The sequence below is a fragment of the Nostoc sp. genome, from assembly GCF_036917275.1.
Lineage (GTDB): Bacteria > Cyanobacteriota > Cyanobacteriia > Cyanobacteriales > Nostocaceae > Nostoc.
In genome coordinates, this window is the sequence record NZ_JBALDF010000059.1 from 146,455 (window position 1) to 166,475 (window position 20,021).

The window sequence follows — 20,021 nt, forward strand, 5'->3', positions numbered from 1 at the left end:
CAAAAAGAGTATAGTTCAATACGTCGGAAGTACCTTATGAGGGTAAGTTAGGTACTAATACTTTTGGCTAACAGCCGTCAAAAAAACCGATATGGTTTCAACTCTTTTTCCCTTGCTCTCCCCACTCCCTAATTTCATAGAAGTTTATCCCAGAGGTTGATTTTCATCACATTGACGTGAATACTGTAATTCCAACTCATTTTGCCGTTCCCTATCTCCTCTATACACAATCGGGCACAACTTAGTATTAGCGCTCATACAATCCATGTGTGGCGTCTTAGCACAGACCACAAGTAGCCCACCCAGAACAAACAACAAACCACAAATTGCAGCTGTATTAACCCAAGAAATTTCTAGCGCTCCTTGGACTACTACTTCTCGCAGTAGAGATACAATTGTTACCTCAACTGCCACTCCTACAGAGATACTATGTTCTTGCAAGTAGACCATTAACAGTCGAAATAACTCGACTAAAATCAACACAAATAGGATTTTTGCAGTCACATGTTTATAATCCAACTGCTGCGTAATGGCGACAAATAACCCCCACAATTGCATCAGCATGACGGCAAACAAAGCCAAACACAAGACAATCACAATTAAGTCTTGAAAGGCTTCCATGTTGCGAACAATTGAGTGCCGATCAAGCCAGCGATCGCTAAATAAAAATCGACTTTTCTGGCGCTTTTGCATGTACGTTTCATTCCAATCGGGACAAGTTAAGACAACACCAGCCACTCAACCCAATAGTTTTATGTTATGCAATATTAAGCTTTTGCGCCTCAGCGAGGTTGGTAATTTAAATTTTGTACCTGTTGTAACAATTGTTCGGTATTTTTTGCCCACTGGGGATTACCCTGAGCATTGTATAAATCTCTGGCAAATTTGAATACTTGTACTGCATCTCCATATTGCTGTAACTGCATAAAAACTAACCCTGCACCATAATAAGCGTTGGGATAGTTAGAGTTAGCTACGGCTGATTTTCTAAAAGCCTCTAATGACTCTTGGAATTTACGTTGCTGAAACCAAATTGAACCGAGATTGTAGTAAGCTTCTGGATACTTCGGATTAATTTTTACTGCTTGACGAAAGGCATCTTTGGCTTGATCGAGTTTACCTTCTTGGAGATAACACATCCCCATATGATAAGGTGGTTCTGGTGCATTTTTGCTATATTCTATGGCTTTTTTAAAAGATGTGATCGCTCGCTCACAATCTCGTTGCTGTTCTCGTACCAACCCCAAGTTATAGTGGGCAAATCCTAGTTTGGGATCAAGTTCTAACGCGCGTTGCAAGTAATCGTTAGCTAACTTGAAATTATTACCTTCTAACAACGCACCACCTAAATTAGCAAAAGCTGGAGCAAATTTGGGATCAGCTTGCGTCGCTCGATAAAATGCATCCGCAGAGGGTTGTAATTGTCCCGTTTGTCGGAATGCTAGCCCTAAATTATAGTGCGCTGGTGCTAATGTTGGATCTAATTGGGCTGCTTGTTTAAAGGCTGCGATCGCATCTTGTACCCTTCCCGCCTGAATTGCCTGTAAACCTTGGTTTAACCAGTCTATGGCAGTTTTACCATGAGATTGTGCCAGCTTTGAGGGGACAGGAGGAGATAGAGAAAGAGAAGGTGAAGGAATGCTAACAACCAGTATCAAACTTACTAACCCTGCTATGCGATATTTAGATAATGATAATCCCATTGATTTCCTAACTTGCAACACTTTCAGTTAAATTTACTTCATAAGAAGTTTTTTACAAAAATTTTTAATTTGCTATGAAAGTTTGTGATAGTTAATTTTTCTTAAGCTAAATCTTACGACAGGCTACAATTTTTTGAAGTTTCGATTAAAAGAAGGATAATAACAAATTAAAGAAGGGGTAATTTTGACTCCAGAGAACAATTTTTTATCCCTGATATATACAGCAGAATAATGCGGTTAGGAAAGACTTACCGCAAGGGGGGTTTTATGAACGAAAAAGTAAAATCGGGTTCGCGGAATGTTGCAATCGTCGGGCCTTATTTAAGTGGAAAAACCACTTTCCTAGAAAGCTTGTTATTTGTCACAGGGGCAATTTCCCGCAAAGGGAGTGTTAAGGACAGCAATACAGTGGGAGATAGTGCTGCCGAGTCGCGCGATCGCCACATGAGTGTAGAAGTCAGCGCTGCTAGCACTGAGTATAGCGGCATTCGCTTCACTTTTATAGACTGTCCGGGAAGTGTAGAATTTGCCCAAGAAACATACAATGCTTTAATCGGAGTGGATGCGGCAATTGTAGTTTGCGAACCCATCCGCGAACGAGTCCTTACCCTTGCCCCTCTATTTAAATTCCTAGACGATTGGGAAATTCCCCACCTCGTCTTCGTTAACAAAATGGATCGGGCAAATATTCACGTTTTAGAAACATTACACGCCCTGAAAGCAGTATCTAGCCGTCCCCTGGTAGCGCATCAATATCCGATCATGAACGGGGAACAACTCACTGGCTTTATTGATATGGTGAGTGAACAGGCATATCAATATCATCCAGGCGCACCTGCTGATCCTATTCCCTTTCCCGAAAGCTTAAAAGAAAAAGAACATATAGCACGAGCAGAAATGCTCGAAGCATTAGCAAATTTTGACGACCATTTACTCGAAGAACTTTTAGAAGACATCGAACCACCCCAAGAGGAAATCCTCAAAGATTTAAAAATGGAATTAGGGGCAGATTTGGTAGTGCCCGTTTTCTTCGGTGTGGCAGAACAAGATTATGGTGTTAGACCTCTATTAGAAGCCTTGTTAAAGGAAGCCCCCGAACCAGAAACCACAGCAGAACGTCGCTTAAAAAACTTAAAAGGTGATACACCTCTAGCGCAGGTATTAAAAACTTACTACACTCCTCAAGGTGGCAAACTCTCTCTGGTGCGTGTTTGGCGGGGCAAATTAACTGATGGTATTGTCCTCAATGGGATTCGGACTGGTGGAATTTACCGCCTCATGGGACAACAACAGCAGTTTGTTAACCAAGTTAGTGCTGGTGAAATTGTTGCATTGAGCCGTTTAGAGGGAATCAAGACAGGCGATACCATCTCTATAGAACAGCAGTCGGCAATAGAATTACCCAAAGCTGTACAGTTGGAACCAGTGTATGCTCTCGCTATCACACCAGAAAAGCGCAACGATGAAGTTAAACTTAGTGGTGCCATTACCAAGTTATTGGAAGAAGACTGCTCACTTGCTTGGGAACAACACGGCGATACTCACGAAGTAATTTTGTGGGGTCAAGGCGAGATTCATTTGCAAGTCACTTTAGACAGACTGCGCCGCAAATATAATCTGCCAATGACAACCCACTTACCGCAAGTGCCTTACAAAGAAACCATCCGCAAAACAGTGGCTTCAGTTCATGGGCGCTACAAGCACCAAAGCGGTGGTCACGGACAGTTTGGTGACGTTTTTCTCGATATCAAGCCCCTAGCACGCGGCGAAGGATTTAATTTCAATGAAACCATTGTCGGCGGCGTGATTCCTAAACAGTACATTCCTGGGGTGGAAATGGGCGTGCGGGAATTTCTAACGCATGGGCCTTTGGGTTTCCCAATAGTGGATTTGTCCGTAACTCTGACTAATGGTTCGTATCACAACGTTGATAGTTCCGAACAAGCTTTTAAGCAAGCTGCCCGATTGGCAATGCAAACGGGGATACCCCAAGCGGAACCTACGCTGTTAGAACCAATTCTGCGGGTGGACGTTACCACACCTAGCGAATTTACCTCCAAAGTGCTGCAACTGTTGAGTGGTAGACGGGGGCAAATTTTAGGCTATGAGGGTAAAAACGATTGGCAAGGCTGGGATAATGTCTCTGCATACTTGCCACAAGCAGAGATGCAAAACTTTATTGTAGAGCTGCGATCGCTCACTCTCGGCGTTGGTTCCTTCCACTGGGAATATGACCATCTTCAGGAAGTACCGGAAAAACTTGCTGAACGTGTGATTCACAGCAACGGCAATAGTGGTAACAGCAACAGCAAGTAATTTTGGATTAATGTAAAGTTGCGTAGGCTTTGCCCGCCGTAGGCATCGCTCCAAGGCTCAGATTCCTGACTTCTCTAATAAGTCGGGAATCTTTAATATTAGTATCAAGTAAAACTCTACCGTTCATAAAGTAATACGGTTCAGTTAAGGCTCAAACTCTTTGTCAAAGTCAATTTTTCTAACGAACCACAGAGGTACAGAGGACATACATAGAATGAAAAATACTTATGATATACCCGTTTCTCAAAAGTCGATACTAATTATCAATTACATCGTTTTTGAAAAGAACCCATTACTTTACCTACACTTAAGGTAGCTGCAAATGCTAATAAAGCTAACCCAGTTCTAGATTCGGGAACTGCAATTGCATCTTTAGTGAAATACAAAAATCTTGGTTTTCCCAAACCCCCACTACCTGCGGGAACGAATGTATCGATAAATGCTCCTGTTTTACCGTTATAGCGCAAGACATTATTAGTCAATATGCTACTCACATACAGGTTCCCATCAGAACCAAAAGTTTGTTTCACAGGTCCAGAAAGACCACCGCTATTACTAGTAACAAAAAAAATCAATAAATTCTCCTGTCTTGCCGTTATAGCGTGCAATATCGTTAGTCTTAAAGTCAGCAACGTAGAGATTGCTGTCTGGGCCAAAAGTTAAGCTTCCTGGTACAGATCCTGGTTTGCTTCGAGCAAAGTTATCAATGAAAGCTCCTGTCTTACCGTCATAACGCTTGATGCTGCCAGTGATAGCACTGTTGAGATATATATTGTGATCTGGTCCAAAAGTCAAACTAAATGGTGCAGCAGGATCTATTTTGTCAGATGAGATGAAAGTGTCAATAAAAGCTCCAGTTTTGCCGTCATAACGCAGAACGGTATTAGTAATAAGGTTTGTCCCAGCGACATAAAGGTTGCCATCCGGTCCAAAAGCCAAATCTTGAGGAAGTTTTAATCCACCACTATTTTTAGGAACAAAACTATCAATGAAATCCCCACTTTGTCCGTTGTACCGTTCTATACTACCACCTGCAAGATTGCTGAGATAATAATTATTATCTGAACCAACAGCAAAACCCACTGTTAGGTTTAATCCACCACTTCCCGGAGGTATGAATGTATCAATAAATTTTCCGGTTTCTTCATCGTATTGCAAAACTGAGTTGTTATTTCTGCTACCCACTAGAAGTGCTGCGTTAGCTTGTGGAGCTACGCACCATAACAATGCGAAGCTTAGTAATGGCATACTTAATTTGAAAATCTTCAAGAGCTTCATATTGGTAGTATCTGAATAAATTATTGTTCATATTACCATCTTTTAAATATAGGACTAGTACCGCAAGGCGGAAGTCAAAAGTCAAAAGTCAAAAGTCACTCATGTTTTAATTTTGGGCTTTCTAGCTGTAATAAAGGGGTGATTCAATGATTTTTGTAAGAGGTCTATTGAACTACCTAATTGCTATAAGTTGGCTTTTCAGTGGTGATCAGTTGATCAGCTTTAATTTGCAAAGCAGCCGCCACATAAAGTGCATCCATCGCAGCTAAAGCGTAAGTACAGTTAAGAAAAATTGAATAGACTCAAACCCCCTTACCTCCTGCCTCATCCAACGATAAATATTTGCACCGACTTACTTACCGTTAAACAAACGCTTAAACTCCGCGTTGACGACTTGGTAACACTCGCAGGTGATATCTTCTAGACCTAAGCGGTCAAGGATAGTTATTTGCCCGCGAGTATAGTCAATTAGCCCCGCCCTCTGAAGAATAGAGGCATTGAGGCTAACAGTGGAGCGATTCACACCTAGCATTATGCCGAGAAATTCTTGAGTCAGTGAAAAAGTGTCTGTCTCTACTCGGTCGAGAGTCATCAGTAGCCAACGGCACATTCGCTGTTCTATTGAGTGCAGGCGGTTACACGCAGCTGATTGGGCAATTTGATTAAACAGGGCTTGCGTGTATCGTTGTAGTAGATTGTACAACTGACTATCTGCGGTGACATGAGTTTTAAATGCATCTACTTCCATCCTTACGCCAGAGCCAGGGACTTGCATAAAACACTCGCCCGGAATCCTATCGGCTCCCAGAAATACTGGAAGACCGACCATTCCTTCATTGCCCACGGTAGCCACTTCGATTGCCGAACCGTCCGTCATCACTGTGAGGATAGAGGCTACGCCATAATTGACAAAATAGACGTGCTCAATGGGTTGGTTACGTAAATAAAGTTCTTGCCTGAACTCTAGAGAGACATGCTCCATATAGGGAGCAAGACGAGAGTATTCCTCAGAGGGTAGGGCAGCTAAAAGTTGGTTTTTCATAAGTGCAAAATGCTTGAAACATAGATAGCAAAAGGCTGTTTAAACCAGTCTTATCTGTATTAAATAAGCGCTAGTAATCAAGAACCTCTGACAAAAGATTTATTTTTATGTGAAAAAATCTTTTATGTTGCTAAAACAACATATGATGATTATATGTTAGTTATATAACATAGCAGTATGACTTGTGAAGCTGCTTCAAAAGCAATTAGACAATTGCTACTGAGCGCTAAACCTTACCCCCCCCCCATGAGGTTACAAAAATCACATGCCATTATGTCACACTTCCCCAATATTGCTTACAATATAGTGGCGATCGGAGCTTCTGCGGGCGGGCAAAAGCCAATCATCCAAATATTATCGGCTTTACCAGCAGATTTCCCAGCGGCGATTATTATAGTTCAGCACATGAGTCCTTTCTACCCTAGTCGTCTGGCACATATCCTCAGACGCAACACAATGTTGCCCGTAGAGCAGGCATCAGGGCAAATAATGCGTCCAGGGACAGTTTACACTTATCTTCAAGATCGGCACCTAATAGTCGATGCTAACGGTAGTCTGTGTCTATTGGAATCGCCAAAAATGAACTTTGTTCGTCCCTCAGTGGATAAACTATTCATGTCGGTAGGACTTAATTACGGAATTCGGGGGATTGCTGTTGTCCTAAGTGGGTGTGGCAGAGATGGTGCTTTAGGAGTGATAGCAATGAAAAAGTATGGCGGCACGACAATTGTTCAAGATGAAACTACTTCGGAGTACTTCGATATGCCTTTGGCTGCTATTGACACCGGGAAAGTAGATTTTGTTCTGACTCCAGAGATGATTGCCAATAGGTTGTCCAGACTGGTAATGACGGAATCAGTAGCATAAAGAGGAATTTTAATTAAATGCTGCACTAGTGCGAAACTTTCATCCCGTTAATTAGCAACGCTGAATTTTTACTATTCCTGTAAAACGGTCTTTGATACAATCCTAGTTTTCTTGAGGTCTGCTTCAGAAAGTTCTTCCCCAGCTTGCAGGCGAGTGGCAGAAGTTTGCAACACTGTTGCTGCACCTTTATCTCCGATTTGTAAAGCGGTTTTGGCAGCTGTTTGCAACATCGTGGCTGCACCAGTGCGATCGCCTTGTTGCAATTTCGCCTCGGCTAACTGGGTTTGACGATACTTCGCTAATGCTAAAATAGATTGTTGCATTTGCGGATTAGATGCCGGTTGATACGCTCGCACTACATCTGCATACACTGGCATCAAGGGCGTAAGTAAGCCTTGTTCGTTAACCAATGGGTCATCATAACGGATTTGCAGATGCGCGATCGCTTGTTTACCTTCTGGCAATTGTCCCAGATAAATGTTAGCCAAAACTACCCGTTCTACATTTTGCATCAAATCTCCCAAACGCACAGCAAAGCTACCATCAGCTTCCGGTTCTATTGGTAACTCGATTGTGTCTGGGGCAACTTGGGCAATGGGTTTCAATTCTGCTAATCGGACATTAGGCATTAGAGATAACAGCAAGTAGGCATTAGTTAACCCAATCGACTGAATCCGCCCAAACAGTCGGCTAAACTGATCCACAGCTTGTTCAGGACGTTCAATATGGGCTAAAGTCCCACCACCGACATCAGCAATTTTTTCCAGCAAATCCTGATTCCAGCTATTGCCAAATCCGAAAGTGTTGATAGTTAGGTTCAGCTTGGCAGCCTTTTGCGCCAGTTGAAGACAGCGCTTATTGTCATCTCGCCCGATATCCCACTTCCAAATCCGCAAACCGCTTTCACCATGCCCATCTGTTAAGAGAAACGCCTGGGAAACAGCGCCTCTTGTGCCCTTCATCAGTTCTGTAATTCCCAGTTCCAAACCGTCAGCGATTACAGTACCGCCGCTAGCACTGAGTTTGCTTTTTATTTCAGATTTGATGCTTTCGGGGTCTTGGATCTCTTGGTTGGGGATAATGACTTCCGCAGAACCAGAAAAAGCCACAACTGAGATGCGATCGCCTACTTTCAACCGATCTATTAATCTTTCCACTGCCTGGATCACCGTTTTAATTGGTTGTCCATGCATGGAACCACTTCTATCCAAAATCAAGCAGAGGTTAAGGGGCAGATTTTGGTCAAACTCACCAGCGATCGCAAAAATCGTCATTCCCAGTTGACGTTGGCTACTTGTTTGAGCCACATCAACATTATTGTCATTTAATGCCGATAGCAATTTAACTTTCATTCCACAGGAGTATCTTGCAAAACTGTTTTGGAGACTATCCTAGTTTTCTTGCGATCGCTTTCGGATAAATCTCCACCAGATTGTAGCTGGGTGGCAGAAGTTTGCAACACCGTCGCTGCACCAGTATCTCCCATTTGTAGGGCAGTTTTAGCAGCCGTTTGTAGCATCGTCGCTGCACCAGTGCGATCGCCTTGTTGTAATTTCGTCTCGGCTAGCTGGGTTTGGCGATACTTAGCTAATGCTAAAATAGATTGTTGCACCTGGGGATTCGGGTCTGCTTGGTAATTTTTGACTACACTGGCATAAACTGAGAGATTTGGTGTAACTAAACCTACTTTGTTGGCGGCTGGATCATCATAGCGGACTTGCACATTAGCGATCGCTTGTTCACCTGTTGGCAATTGTCCCAAATAAATATTAGCTAAAATCATCCGTTCCGCATCTTTCATTAAATCTCCCAATCGTACAGCGAAACGTCCATCAGTTTCTTGTTGCAGTGGTAACTCAATTGTGTCTGGGGAAACTTGGGCAACAGGTTTGAGTTCCGCTAGCCGGACATTGGGCATCAAGGAGAATAGCAGATAAGCATTAGTCAATCCCACTGTTTGAATGCGGCTAAACAGGCGATTAAACTCATCCACTACCTGTTCGGGTTTTTGAATATAAGATAAAGTCCCCAAACCAGCATCAGCAATTTTTTCTAAAATATCTTGGTTCCAGTTGTCACCAAATCCCAAGGTGTTCAAAGTTAAATTATAGCTAGCAGCCAATTGGGCGAATTTTAAACAGCGATTGTTATCACCATGTTCATTTTCCCCATCGGTTAATAGGAAGGCTTGAGAAACAGTATCTTTTTTGCCCTTCGCCAACTCCTCAATCCCCAAGCGCAATCCTTCATCAATCGCAGTTCCACCATCAGCAGATAAGCGGTTAATTTGATTTTTGATTTTCTCTGGATCTTCGACACTTTGACTAGGTACTAAGACTTTGGCGCGGTGATCGAAAACTACAACACTGAGGCGATCGCCAGGATTAAGTCTATCTACCAGACGATTTGCTGCTTTTTTGACCGTTTCTAGCGATCGCCCATTCATGGAACCACTATGATCGAGAATTAAGCATAAATTCAGTGGCACATTGCGGTCTTGATTTTCTGCCTTCGCCGAAATCGAAATTCCCAACTGACGTTGACTATTCAGTTGATTCGCGTCCAAATTACCATCATTCAAGGCAGGTTGCAAACTAACCTTCATAACTCAAAGTCCTTATTCAGGATATACATATTAATAAATAACTTCAAAGCACCACTTTAACTCTACCGAAAGCCTATCCAACACAAATACATTCATATAATCAGAATATCTTAGCTTAAGCTTAATTGGGCAGAAGCCCACGTCTGTCACTTCGGGCAGCCTGGGATGAATGACCGGACAAAAACGAGACGCACCTTAACCAATATCAACCGTTCTTTGATCAGCTATGCATTACTGGGAAGTTTATTAACAATTATAAAACACTTTAATGATCAGGGTTTTGAAGAAAAAGCAGAGGTTGAGACTTGACAAATATTAGTAAATGTTCGATATCCTAAACCATGTCCACCCAACTCACAATCCAAAGCATATACACCGATGGTGCTTGCACCGGGAACCCTGGCCCTGGCGGTTGGGGAGTAGTTGTCTATTTCAGCGATGGCTCAATCCACGAAATGGGCGATGCATCTGCTCACACCACTAATAATAAAATGGAAATGCAAGCTGCGATCGCAGCCCTACAATTCCTGCAAACATCTCAACAAGCCCAAGCCATCACCCTTCATACTGATAGCGAATACCTGATTAACTGCGTTACCAAGTGGGTGAAAGGCTGGAAAAATAAAGGCTGGAAAAAGTCAGATGGTAAACCCGTCCAAAACCAAGACCTTTTGGAAACTCTCGATCAACTTAATACCCAACAGGTAAAATGGCAACACGTCAGGGGACATTCTGGTAACATAGGTAACGAACGTTGTGATGCGATCGCTCGCACCTATGCGAGTGGCAAAATCCCTTCGCTACAACAATTAACTCCGACAAATTTTTATAAATCTTTACCTTCTACAAATGAACTAAATGTAGCAAAAGTAGCTGATTTTGAGAAAAACTCTAGAGTAATTAACCAAAGTAGACAACAAGTCAGTACTTCTGCACCAGAAATAACTCTTATGGAACCATCAACTGGGCCAATTGCGGCCGCAACCGAAGAGAAACCGCCAGAAATGAGGGTTTCGCAACTCCGCAGCTTGGTCGAAACTCTGCGTATTGCTGATGAAATCTCTGAAAAAGGCTACTTAATCACTAGTTCTGAGTTAGCAGACTTGATGGATGTCCACGCCAGCGCTGTTACCAGTCGGGGAGATCAATGGCGCTGGCGAAACTGGATAGTGTCACGGGTACGTCGTGAAGGAAATCAAATTCTTTGGGAACTGGAACGCGGGGATCAAGTAGGAAGTGAAGAGGAGTAAGGAGTAAGGAGTTGAAAATTCATAATTTATAACTCATAATTCAGCACTGTATTTGCGTCCTCGCCACTCGCGCGGGGTATGGAACGCAGATAAGAAGATTCGCAACACAGCTAAAGGATCAGCCAAAGGGGAAAGCCAGAATAACCAGCTGCCTTTGGCGCTTTTACGATCGTAGGAAGGGGCGATCGCAATTAGCATAGCAAAGCGAATCACCACCAAGAATAAATTCAGTCCCACCAGGAGGAGTAGGGGAGTGGGTAAAGACGCGATTAATGGCGTATGTAGCAAGTATCCGAGTGGGGGAGAAATCAACAAAAAAGTGAGGAGAATTAAAAGGGGTAGACCCTGAACAGATGTGAGTAGCCATAAATCTCCCCACAACTGCGATCGAGTTGTTGCATCTTTAAGATCCAGACTCCGCCCCCATTCCTTCCACGTCTCCATCGCCCCTTCATACATCCGTACCTTTAGCACCTTTGCACCATCTAAAAAGCCCACTTTATACCCTTGAGCAGCAATCTTTCGTGCCAAAGTGACATCATCACAAAAAGAAGCACTCGCACTGCTATAGCCACCCACAGCAGCTAAAACCGAGCGGCGACACAAAAAGCACTGCCCATTTGCCATCACCCGTTCTGGCTGGTCTGTATTGATCCCAGCGGGGTCAAATCGGTAAAGCAAAGTCATTAATAAAGCCGGTTGTAGCCAGCACTCTCCGGGATATTTGAGGATAAACTGGGGTGAAAGGGAAACCAGATCATAGCCTTGTGCTTCGGCCGTCTTCACCAAACCAGCAACCAAACCAGGATGCGGTTGGATATCAGCATCCAGCCCTAGAAACCACTGACTAGCCTCAGAGCTATATAGAAAACCGTTATGCAACGCCCAAGGACGCCCCACCCAACCAGAGGGTAAGGGGTCATCTGTGATCACCCGAAAGCGCGGATCTTTCTGCTGTCTCGCTTTTACCAAGTCGGGGGTGCCATCACCAGACTTGCTGTCTACAACAATAATTTCCCGAATTTCGTAGCTTTGTTGACTTAAACCAGCCAACAGAGGGCTAATGCGAAGCGCCTCGTTCAGCGTGGGAACAACGACACTAACCCTACCCAAAAGCTCCGGCGTTGGCTGTTGCGGTTCTATTGGGGGAAGGCGTCTTGGCCCCTTTAGCAGGCGCGAAAACAGAATCGCCGTTGCTGGTACTTGGATAAGTAGCAATAAAAGGGAGATGGCGCTTTCTACTATTAAAGCGTTGTCTACTGTTGTCAAAATACTTAACAATTAAAATTGCGATTATACAAAATAAATGGGCATGGGGGAACCACTGTGGTCTTCTCCCATTCGTGAGAGGCTGGCGCCTGCCGTAGGATGCCCGAACGCAAGAGCGTCTCCTGTCTTGAGAAGGGCTGTAAAAGTCTCCCCAAGTGGAGGAGCCAGCCGTGTGGTGAGGCAGTCCCGTCTTCTCCCTTGGCGTTAGCCTCTCACGAATGGGAGAAGGGGAGACGCCAAGGGCGATGGGGATTTCGCCCAGGAGGAACTGCCGAAAGGGTCTCCCGACTTGAGCGGACTGGCGTCAAGTGGCGTTATTGTGCATTGGGCATGGATTATTCCTTTTGTCCCCACTCCCCACTCCCCAATCTCTAGGCTATTTCAAGGCAACTTCAACCTTTGCTACTGATACTTCCTTGCTTGCTGATTCAACAGCAACTGGAATGGGTGTGGTTGAACTCCTTAACCACAGCGCCACGGCGGGAGCCACACCAAGCAATAAGCCGAGCAATACAGGGATGGAGAACCCAGCAGCCAAACTTAGTCCGGCGGCGAAGGCAAAGTTAGTTAAATAAACGACTAAGGGGAGATTGAGTTGCGATCGCTCCAATTTAATCGATGAATTTCTCCACAACAATCCTGCCACACTCATAAACAGGGCGCTAGTGCCAAACCAACCTGCATAATTCTGGTAAGGTGTCCCAAAGAAAGCTCCTGGTTGTTCCCAATACCAGAAGGGCAGAGAAGATTGACTCATAGCTGGCTCAAGGGCAAAATCCCAGCAAGTGAAGAGCAAAGCACCAACGGCTATAGCAGCAATATGGCGTCCCCAACTGGGTTTTTGAGCCACTTTCAAACCAGCTCTAGCAATTAAATAAGACGACAGCCCAACATAGAACCAAGATAAAGGAATTGTGAAAGGAACTAGCCCAGCAATCTTATAACCCAAGCCACTCAAGTAGCTATAATCACCAAATGGAAAACCTGTACTGGTTCCCAGTAGTTCACTTCCCAAAGAGATAAACATAGCCGGCAGCATAAATGCTAGCCAAGTTCCTAATCCCAACGTCCGGTAGGCATAAATAGAGACAGCTATTGTCCCCAAGATGATATCAACTACACCACCGCCAGCCATACTTAACTGTATGGCAGTTTCGCCAACCTGCGATAAGTTTAAAATTATTTCAGCATTAGGTACGACCAGTAGCATCCCTACCAATCCAAAGGCTTTTGACACGATATGACCAATGAGGCATACGCGCTCAACGATAACAAGTTGTCTCATAATAATTCCTTAACAAGATGTGACACGCGGCTACTCGGCTGCTAACAGTTTACAAATGTTTAACAACATATTTAACTACTTTGTGCCGCAATTCTCTACAAACTTGTTTGGCTTTCTTGGGAAGAGCATAACAGCCTATTGATTGAAGCTATAAGAAATATGGTCATAGACTTATTAGTTTAAGCCATATAGTCAAAATCTACATAATTTTCTCTGCAAAAACTTCTGGTTTGTTGTCCCACTGATACCCGTATGTTGGAAAACTCCTTTCATCCAGGGATCTCTTTGAGGGAGGATAACCATCATAAATTAACCAAGTCCAAAAGTAAAATAAAGTCTTTAGCTAACTCCGACAGAAGCCCCACATCTTACCCGTTCGCAGAGCGTTACATTCGCGTAGTGAGCAACCATAGGAAAAGGAAAGGGTGCGTTTGATAAGTGTGAAGAATGATACATTTACCCCAGGAAATCACCCCAAGGGCTATGAGGTATACCGTAATCTAGAAGTTGTCGATGAATAACTTCTAACTTAATGACTAACAGACGGCAATTTGTAAAAGGGGTGGCAACGCTTTCTAGCTTATCTTTAGCTAGTTGTGGCTGGAGGCTGGGTGAAGTCCGTGCTAATTCTAATACTTCTAGTCAACGTGACCAACTTTATATCTTTACCTGGACGCAATATACTGACAACCAATTATTGAAAACCTTTAGCACCCAAACTGGCATGAAAGTGCTAGCGGATGTGTATGATTCCAATGATGTCATGCTGGCTAAGTTGCAAGCTGGAGGTGGTGGGACTTACAGCATCATCTATCCATCTGATTATATGGTGCAGAAGATGGTAAAGAAAGGTTTGTTAACAGAAATAAATCATGATAACTTAATCGGTTTAGAGAATTTATTTCCCCGGTTTCAGAATCCTAGTTATGACCCCAATAACCGATATAGTATCCCTTTTAACTGGGGGACAACAGGTTTTCTTTACAATTCCGAACAAATAAAAGATACACCACAAGACTGGGATTACCTTTGGCAAAACCAAAAGCAACTTAATCAGCGGATGACCTTGCTCAATGATGTTCGAGAAGTTATGGGTGCGACGTTACGGATGCTAGGTTATTCTTACAACTCAAAAAATGAACAACAAATCAAACAAGCTTATGAAAAGTTGAAGGTGCTAAAACCTGCGATCGCACGTTTTGACACCGACGCTTGGCAAAATCAAATTTTAGCAGGAGATTTACTATTGGCAATGTGCTATTCAGCAGATGCGGTAAAAATTTCTCAAGAAAATCCTAAACTAAAATATGTGATTCCTCGCAGCGGTTCTTCATTATGGACAGACACTATTGTTATTCCCAAAGCAGCCCCCAATTTAGCTGGAGCTTATGCTTGGATTAACATGATCCTGCAACCAGAATTAGCAGCCAAAATCAGTCAACGTTTGAGTATTTCTACGCCTAATAGTGCTGGATTTGAGCAATTGCCAAAAACAATCCAAAACAATGCTAATTTATTTCCATCAGAGTCGTTTTTAGCAAATTGTGAACGTGTTACCCCTGTAGGAGAATTTGAAGAGGTTTACGATCGCTATTGGACTCAATTAACTAGCAGTTAAAAGAGTTAGGAGTTAGGAGTTAGAAGTGATGAATTTTGAAAAAAATGATATTTCTCAAATAAAAGGATTGCATCGCCTGCGAGAAAACTGGCTTCAACCTTTGGTATTACTTGCACCATCTGGGATTTGGTTATTACTTTTATTGGTGCTGCCAACTTTGATAATTTTCGAGTTAAGTTTGGTTGCAGACATCCGGCCGGGAGATTTGGTCAATCCCAACGGATTCAAAAACTACATCCGAATATTTGATCCGCTTTATGTGCAAGTAATTGGGCGATCGCTATTTTTTGCGTTTGGTACTACAATAATTTGTTTAATTTTGGGTTTCCCTGTCGCCTATTGGATTGCTCAGATAGCGCCACAGCGTTGGCGAAATTTGCTGCTATTAGGCTTTATATTACCTTTGTGGACTTCCTCGTTACTTCGCTCCTATGCTTGGATTACAATTCTTCGTCCAACTGGTTTATTGAACAGTTTACTCAGCAATTTTGGCTTGCATACTTTGGAATTACTTAACCAAAGTCAAGCTGTATTTATTGGCATGAGTTACAGCTTGTTACCCTATATGGTTTTAATTTTATATGCTTCTCTCGAAAAGCTAGACAAGCGGTTGTTAGAAGCAGCGGCTGATTTAGGTGCAAATCCGGTGGAAACTTTTTTTCAAGTAACCGTACCGCAAATTTTGCCTGGAATTGCGGCTGCTTCTATGCTTGTATTCATCACAGGCTTGGGGGATTTTGTCGATCCAGAATTACTTGGTGGTGCTTCTAGTATGACGGCGGCGCGGTTAGTTTATAACCAGTTTCTTGGAGCAACGCAAAATTGGGGATTTGGTTCAGCCTTGAGCATGACGTTAATTTTGCTTGTTAGTATTGCGATCGCGCTTTTGATTAAGTTTGGCGAACCTGCACCCAAACGCTAAACTTTTCGTCACTGACTTATAATAAGGGCATCAAACGCCATCGATACAACGCTTATGGTTTCTCAATGATTTGTCACCATGAGTAAATGGTTAAAATCATCTGTATTACTGGTCATTAAACCCTTAATTGTAGAGAGAAACTCATGCTCTAAATAAGGCTTAGTTAAGTAAGCCTTTGCACCCAATTCTTGGGCAAGCTGACGATGTTTTTCAGCGCTGCGAGAAGTGAGAATCACTACAGGTATTTTTGCTAAATTAGGAGATTGACGGAAATTGCTCAATAACTCAAAACCATTCATTCGTGGCATTTCTAAATCAGAGACGACAACTTGAATTTCAGGATGTAACTGTAACTTTTCTAAAGCTTCTACACCATTTTGGGCTTGTATAACTTGATAGCCAGATTTTTGCAGAGTCAGAGAGAGAGTTTGGCGGAGACTAATTGCGTCATCTACTACTAAAACAACTTTTGGTGATTTATTATCTGGCTCTTGAGAATAGCTGGGTTGAGTTTCTATACTTGTTGTGGAAGTAGATGCAGCAAGTAATGGTGTAGATGAAAAAGAATGTCCTGATATCGGTAAGGCTTTTTTATTTGACGAAGAAGCTATTGGTAGCGCTCTGATATCAAGTGTTGTTTGTTGGTCACTAGACTTTACCAGCAATGAAGCATCAATCACTAAGATGAGATTACCATTGGCTAAACTACTACAACCATAAATATATTTTGGCGGTGCGATCGCATTTCCTAAAGGTCTGATTACTAGTTCTTGTTCACCGATTATTTGGTCAACTTCTAAAGCAAATGTTCCCTGATTTCGTCGTAATAAAAGCACCGGATTTTTCGCTATGTTTGCGTCAGGAGTATTTGATGTGTTGTATGGAGTAGCACTATTTAGGAATGAACCATTATAATCTATCAACTTTGAAAGTTGACGGAGGCTGACCATAGTCTCATCATTGTCTGTGTTCCAATGTAAGACTTTTTTTCCTTCAATTTCTTTAATCTGCTGATCCGAGGGAATCAATATTTTTTCGATACTGTCCAAAGTAAGGGCATAAACAATACCTTTGGCTTGAACTAACATTAATTTTTCTGTAGTCATAGAAAAAGGAATTTTGAGGATGAATATTGTTCCTTGGTCGGGTATAAATTGAACTGAAATTGAGCCATTGAGTGCGTGCATCTGAGTCCGCACAATATCTAAACCCATACCACGCCCAGAAATTTCACTAAGTTTATTAGCTGTAGAAAATCCAGGTGAAAATATCAAATCTAAAAGTTCAGGTTCAGCCAGATTAGAAGCATAAGTTCTAGTTTTTTCTTCAGTTTGTATGGCATAAAATTCACTAGCTTTTCTGCGAATTCTGTCTAAATTCAATCCCTGACCATCATCCCGAACTTCGATAACAGTTTGGCTACCCTGATGATAGGCACAGATTTCGATTAAACCTTGTTCTGGTTTACCAAATTCTCGGCGAACTTGCGGGGCTTCAATCCCGTGGTCAAAAGCATTACGCACTAAGTGTAACAAAGGATCATAAAGCTTTTCGGCGATCGCTTTATCTACTAGTACTTCAGTACCAGTAAGTTTCAATTCTACAAGTTTGGCATGAACATTCCCCAACTTATTTACCATGTGGGGGAAGCGATTCAGGATATTACCCAAAGGCGACATTCGTGCTTCTACTAAGCTATCTATAATATTAAGAGTTAAATTCTCTTGTTTGTCACTAATTTGAGCAGCTTGCGTCACGAGCAAGTCAAGAGACTCTGTGGTTTCTTGTAGTTGCAGTGTCTCTTCTATTGCTTCATGCAATGTCATATGAAATTCTGTATACACATCCATTTCTAAAGAGTCAAACTTCACTGCAAAACTTTGCGTTTGTTGTGAGGTAATATTTTGTATTTGTAATGGTAAATCACGTAATTCATTTAAAGTCGTTTGGTGTCTAGTTAGTTGCTGTATTAATTGCTCAATTATTTCTTTGACTTGTTCATCTTGTAAACTCCGCCGTTTTTGGGAAATTAGCAATTCTCCTGCTAAATAATTAAGGTGTTGCAGTCTCTCTGTATCTACTCGAATAAATGAAGGTTGGCGAAAATTTTTAGTTTGAAGATACTGTGATTTATCTTCTGTTTCTTTGTTTATTTGTGTAGCTAAATCAGGAATGAGTTCAATAGCTGTTTCAGAAACATCTATAACTACCTGCTCTGTGACAGTTAATGAATCAAGCTTTTCAGAAGAATCATCAGTCTGGATCGTCACGATTTCAGCAGCAAGGTTTTGGCTAGCTTCTTCTCCCCATATTGCTTCTAGTAGGTTCTCAGTTGTTTGAGAAGATTGAGATTTAGATATTTCTTTAATAACTAGCAGTATTTGTAATTTGGGACTATCAAGCCAATTTTTCTCTTTACTAGTAACAGGAGGATATTTTTTATATTGTTGTGCTAATGTATTAATTCGATTTTGTACTATTTTAATTACTGAAATGTAGCTATCAGCTTTATTAACAGAATATTGAAATTTAACTACTGCAAATAAGATGATTAAAATGATCCCATATCTATAAATAGAAAGGCTTTTACTATCTTCTCCATCTTTGACAAAATCAAGAAAACTTTTCAGCCAGTTTTCGATATACTTAAGTAGACTTTTTCTTTCTAATGTAGGAACCAGTAAAGTTAAACTTAGTTCTGATTCTGGGATTTCCATCTGGTGATTAAACCAGCCAAAAATGTAGCGAATTACTTTTAAATAAAACTTGGCAGTTGTTGGCTTTACAGATTCGTTTTTATTGTTGTCAGATGTAGTGAGAAACTGGTAAAATTGTTCTTCACTGAGAATCAATGCGCCAGCAGATGAATTATTTTGCAATTCTCTAGATAACTCATTATTTGTCACTGTCGTTAGTTTTCGCAAAGCTGGAGAAGTTTCTCCACCAGATGTGCGATCGCCTTCTAATACGAATTGTTGTGCTTGTTGTAAATCTGCAAGGGCAATTTCTGCAATTTGCTGCACCTGAGCGGGGTTTGCTTGCAGCGCTGAGAGAATTGTTTGGGAAATTTCTCCCAATCCAGGTAAATTTAGAGATTCTGCTAAACCGAGAAACACCTCAGCTTGAGAGTGTAAGAACTCGATAAAATCGTCATTATTTGGTGGATTGTTAACAGCTTGAGCAATACTGTTTAGACGTTGCTCTACTCCTACTTCAAAAACGGACTGCACAATATCAAACCCCAATTCCTCAGAAGTGGGGATATGAGACTCAGCACCAAATGCATCACCCAGTTTTTCTTGCAACTGTGCGAACACTGAACTTGCTCGATGAAGCAGTTCTTCGTCATTAACAGTACTACCTATTAATTCGGTATTTAATGCTATGCTAAGACATTCGTAAGCTTGTAGTAAAAGTGTTTGTAATTCGGCATCAATCACCACTTTTGGGTTATATAAAGCCTTAAATACATCTTCTAAAAAATGGGCTATCATCTTAATTACTTCTAGCCCTACATTAGCAGCGCCACCTTTAATTGTATGAGTAGCTCGCATTAAGTTGTGAATTTTGGCAGTGCTATAACCTTCGGATAAGCTAAATAGTTCTTGTTCAATAATTTGTACTAATTCTGGGGCTTCAGCCAAAAAGTAGATGTATCCTTGCTCACGAATTTCCTTATCTGTAATCATATTTTAAATTTGGGATTTTGCATTTGTTGCGTAAAGTAGGAGCGCGCACTTCCGCATTGGTGTCAACTTAAGGTAAAAGCTTGACTAGAAAAAACTTTTAGAGATTATCTCGAAAAGAAGTCTCTGACTGGGAATGGCTAATGGGAGGCTCCGCCTTAAAACTTGCGGCAGAACTAC

At 42.0% G+C, this 20,021-nt stretch carries 16 protein-coding genes; 6 read left to right on the top strand and 10 right to left on the bottom strand.

What is annotated here, in order from left to right; genetic code table 11:
• Positions 1-144: 144 nt before the first annotated feature.
• Together V7K35_RS22925 and V7K35_RS22930 are read right to left on the bottom strand one after the other, a co-directional pair.
• Positions 145-693, bottom strand: coding sequence for a phosphate-starvation-inducible PsiE family protein (locus tag V7K35_RS22925; RefSeq protein WP_335081921.1), 549 nt, complete (start codon positions 691-693; stop codon positions 145-147).
• Between the two features lie 89 nt (positions 694-782).
• A complete protein-coding gene (locus V7K35_RS22930; protein ID WP_335081924.1) occupies positions 783-1,703 on the bottom strand; it encodes a tetratricopeptide repeat protein in 921 nt (306 codons plus the stop codon).
• Between the two features lie 267 nt (positions 1,704-1,970).
• On the opposite strand from V7K35_RS22930, the gene V7K35_RS22935 reads away from it, so the two are divergent.
• Complete coding sequence (locus V7K35_RS22935; protein ID WP_335081927.1) at positions 1,971-4,019, top strand: elongation factor G; 2,049 nt, start codon at positions 1,971-1,973, stop codon at positions 4,017-4,019.
• Between the two features lie 263 nt (positions 4,020-4,282).
• Here the strand turns inward: V7K35_RS22935 and V7K35_RS22940 are convergent, their stop codons facing one another.
• From V7K35_RS22940 to V7K35_RS22950, 3 genes are all read right to left on the bottom strand, one after another.
• Positions 4,283-4,594 (bottom strand): hypothetical protein, encoded by a 312-nt coding sequence (locus V7K35_RS22940; RefSeq protein WP_335081929.1) that lies wholly within the window; start codon positions 4,592-4,594, stop codon positions 4,283-4,285.
• A complete protein-coding gene (locus tag V7K35_RS22945; protein ID WP_335081931.1) occupies positions 4,575-5,267 on the bottom strand; it encodes a Vgb family protein in 693 nt (230 codons plus the stop codon). Before V7K35_RS22945 ends, V7K35_RS22940 begins: the two co-directional genes overlap by 20 nt.
• A gap of 382 nt (positions 5,268-5,649) precedes the next feature.
• Positions 5,650-6,339 (bottom strand): Crp/Fnr family transcriptional regulator, encoded by a 690-nt coding sequence (locus V7K35_RS22950; protein WP_335081934.1) that lies wholly within the window; start codon positions 6,337-6,339, stop codon positions 5,650-5,652.
• A 273-nt stretch (positions 6,340-6,612) separates the two neighbouring features.
• On the opposite strand from V7K35_RS22950, the gene V7K35_RS22955 reads away from it, so the two are divergent.
• Complete coding sequence (locus V7K35_RS22955) at positions 6,613-7,206, top strand: chemotaxis protein CheB (RefSeq protein WP_335081937.1); 594 nt, start codon at positions 6,613-6,615, stop codon at positions 7,204-7,206.
• Between the two features lie 71 nt (positions 7,207-7,277).
• On the opposite strand, the gene V7K35_RS22960 is transcribed toward V7K35_RS22955, so the two are convergent.
• The gene (locus V7K35_RS22960) at positions 7,278-8,558 is read right to left on the bottom strand and encodes a vWA domain-containing protein (RefSeq protein WP_335081940.1); all 1,281 of its coding nucleotides are present in this window, start codon (positions 8,556-8,558) and stop codon (positions 7,278-7,280) included.
• Positions 8,555-9,811: a vWA domain-containing protein gene (locus tag V7K35_RS22965; RefSeq protein ID WP_335081942.1), complete on the bottom strand. Its 1,257-nt coding sequence runs from the start codon at positions 9,809-9,811 to the stop codon at positions 8,555-8,557. The genes V7K35_RS22960 and V7K35_RS22965 overlap by 4 nt, the downstream gene beginning before the upstream one ends.
• A gap of 165 nt (positions 9,812-9,976) precedes the next feature.
• On the opposite strand from V7K35_RS22965, the gene V7K35_RS22970 reads away from it, so the two are divergent.
• The gene (locus V7K35_RS22970) at positions 9,977-10,120 is read left to right on the top strand and encodes a hypothetical protein (protein WP_334969621.1); all 144 of its coding nucleotides are present in this window, start codon (positions 9,977-9,979) and stop codon (positions 10,118-10,120) included.
• Between the two features lie 32 nt (positions 10,121-10,152).
• Positions 10,153-11,061 carry a ribonuclease HI gene (gene rnhA, locus V7K35_RS22975; RefSeq protein WP_335081944.1) on the top strand — a complete coding sequence of 303 codons (909 nt, stop codon included), beginning with the start codon at positions 10,153-10,155 and terminating at the stop codon, positions 11,059-11,061.
• Positions 11,062-11,094: 33 nt separating this feature from the next.
• Here the strand turns inward: rnhA and cruG are convergent, their stop codons facing one another.
• Both cruG and cruF read right to left on the bottom strand, forming a co-directional pair.
• Positions 11,095-12,330 (bottom strand): 2'-O-glycosyltransferase CruG, encoded by a 1,236-nt coding sequence (gene cruG / locus V7K35_RS22980; RefSeq protein WP_335081946.1) that lies wholly within the window; start codon positions 12,328-12,330, stop codon positions 11,095-11,097.
• A gap of 376 nt (positions 12,331-12,706) precedes the next feature.
• A complete protein-coding gene (cruF, locus tag V7K35_RS22985) occupies positions 12,707-13,615 on the bottom strand; it encodes a gamma-carotene 1'-hydroxylase CruF (protein WP_334796412.1) in 909 nt (302 codons plus the stop codon).
• A 532-nt stretch (positions 13,616-14,147) separates the two neighbouring features.
• Here cruF and V7K35_RS22990 point away from each other — a divergent pair.
• Together V7K35_RS22990 and V7K35_RS22995 are read left to right on the top strand one after the other, a co-directional pair.
• Positions 14,148-15,233, top strand: a complete 1,086-nt coding sequence (locus tag V7K35_RS22990; protein WP_335081948.1) for a polyamine ABC transporter substrate-binding protein — start codon at positions 14,148-14,150, stop codon at positions 15,231-15,233.
• 28 nt (positions 15,234-15,261) lie between these two features.
• Entirely contained in the window at positions 15,262-16,155 is an 894-nt protein-coding gene (locus tag V7K35_RS22995; RefSeq protein ID WP_335081950.1) for an ABC transporter permease, read from the top strand.
• A 62-nt stretch (positions 16,156-16,217) separates the two neighbouring features.
• On the opposite strand, the gene V7K35_RS23000 is transcribed toward V7K35_RS22995, so the two are convergent.
• Positions 16,218-19,844, bottom strand: coding sequence for a hybrid sensor histidine kinase/response regulator (locus V7K35_RS23000; protein ID WP_335081952.1), 3,627 nt, complete (start codon positions 19,842-19,844; stop codon positions 16,218-16,220).
• Positions 19,845-20,021 lie beyond the last annotated feature (177 nt).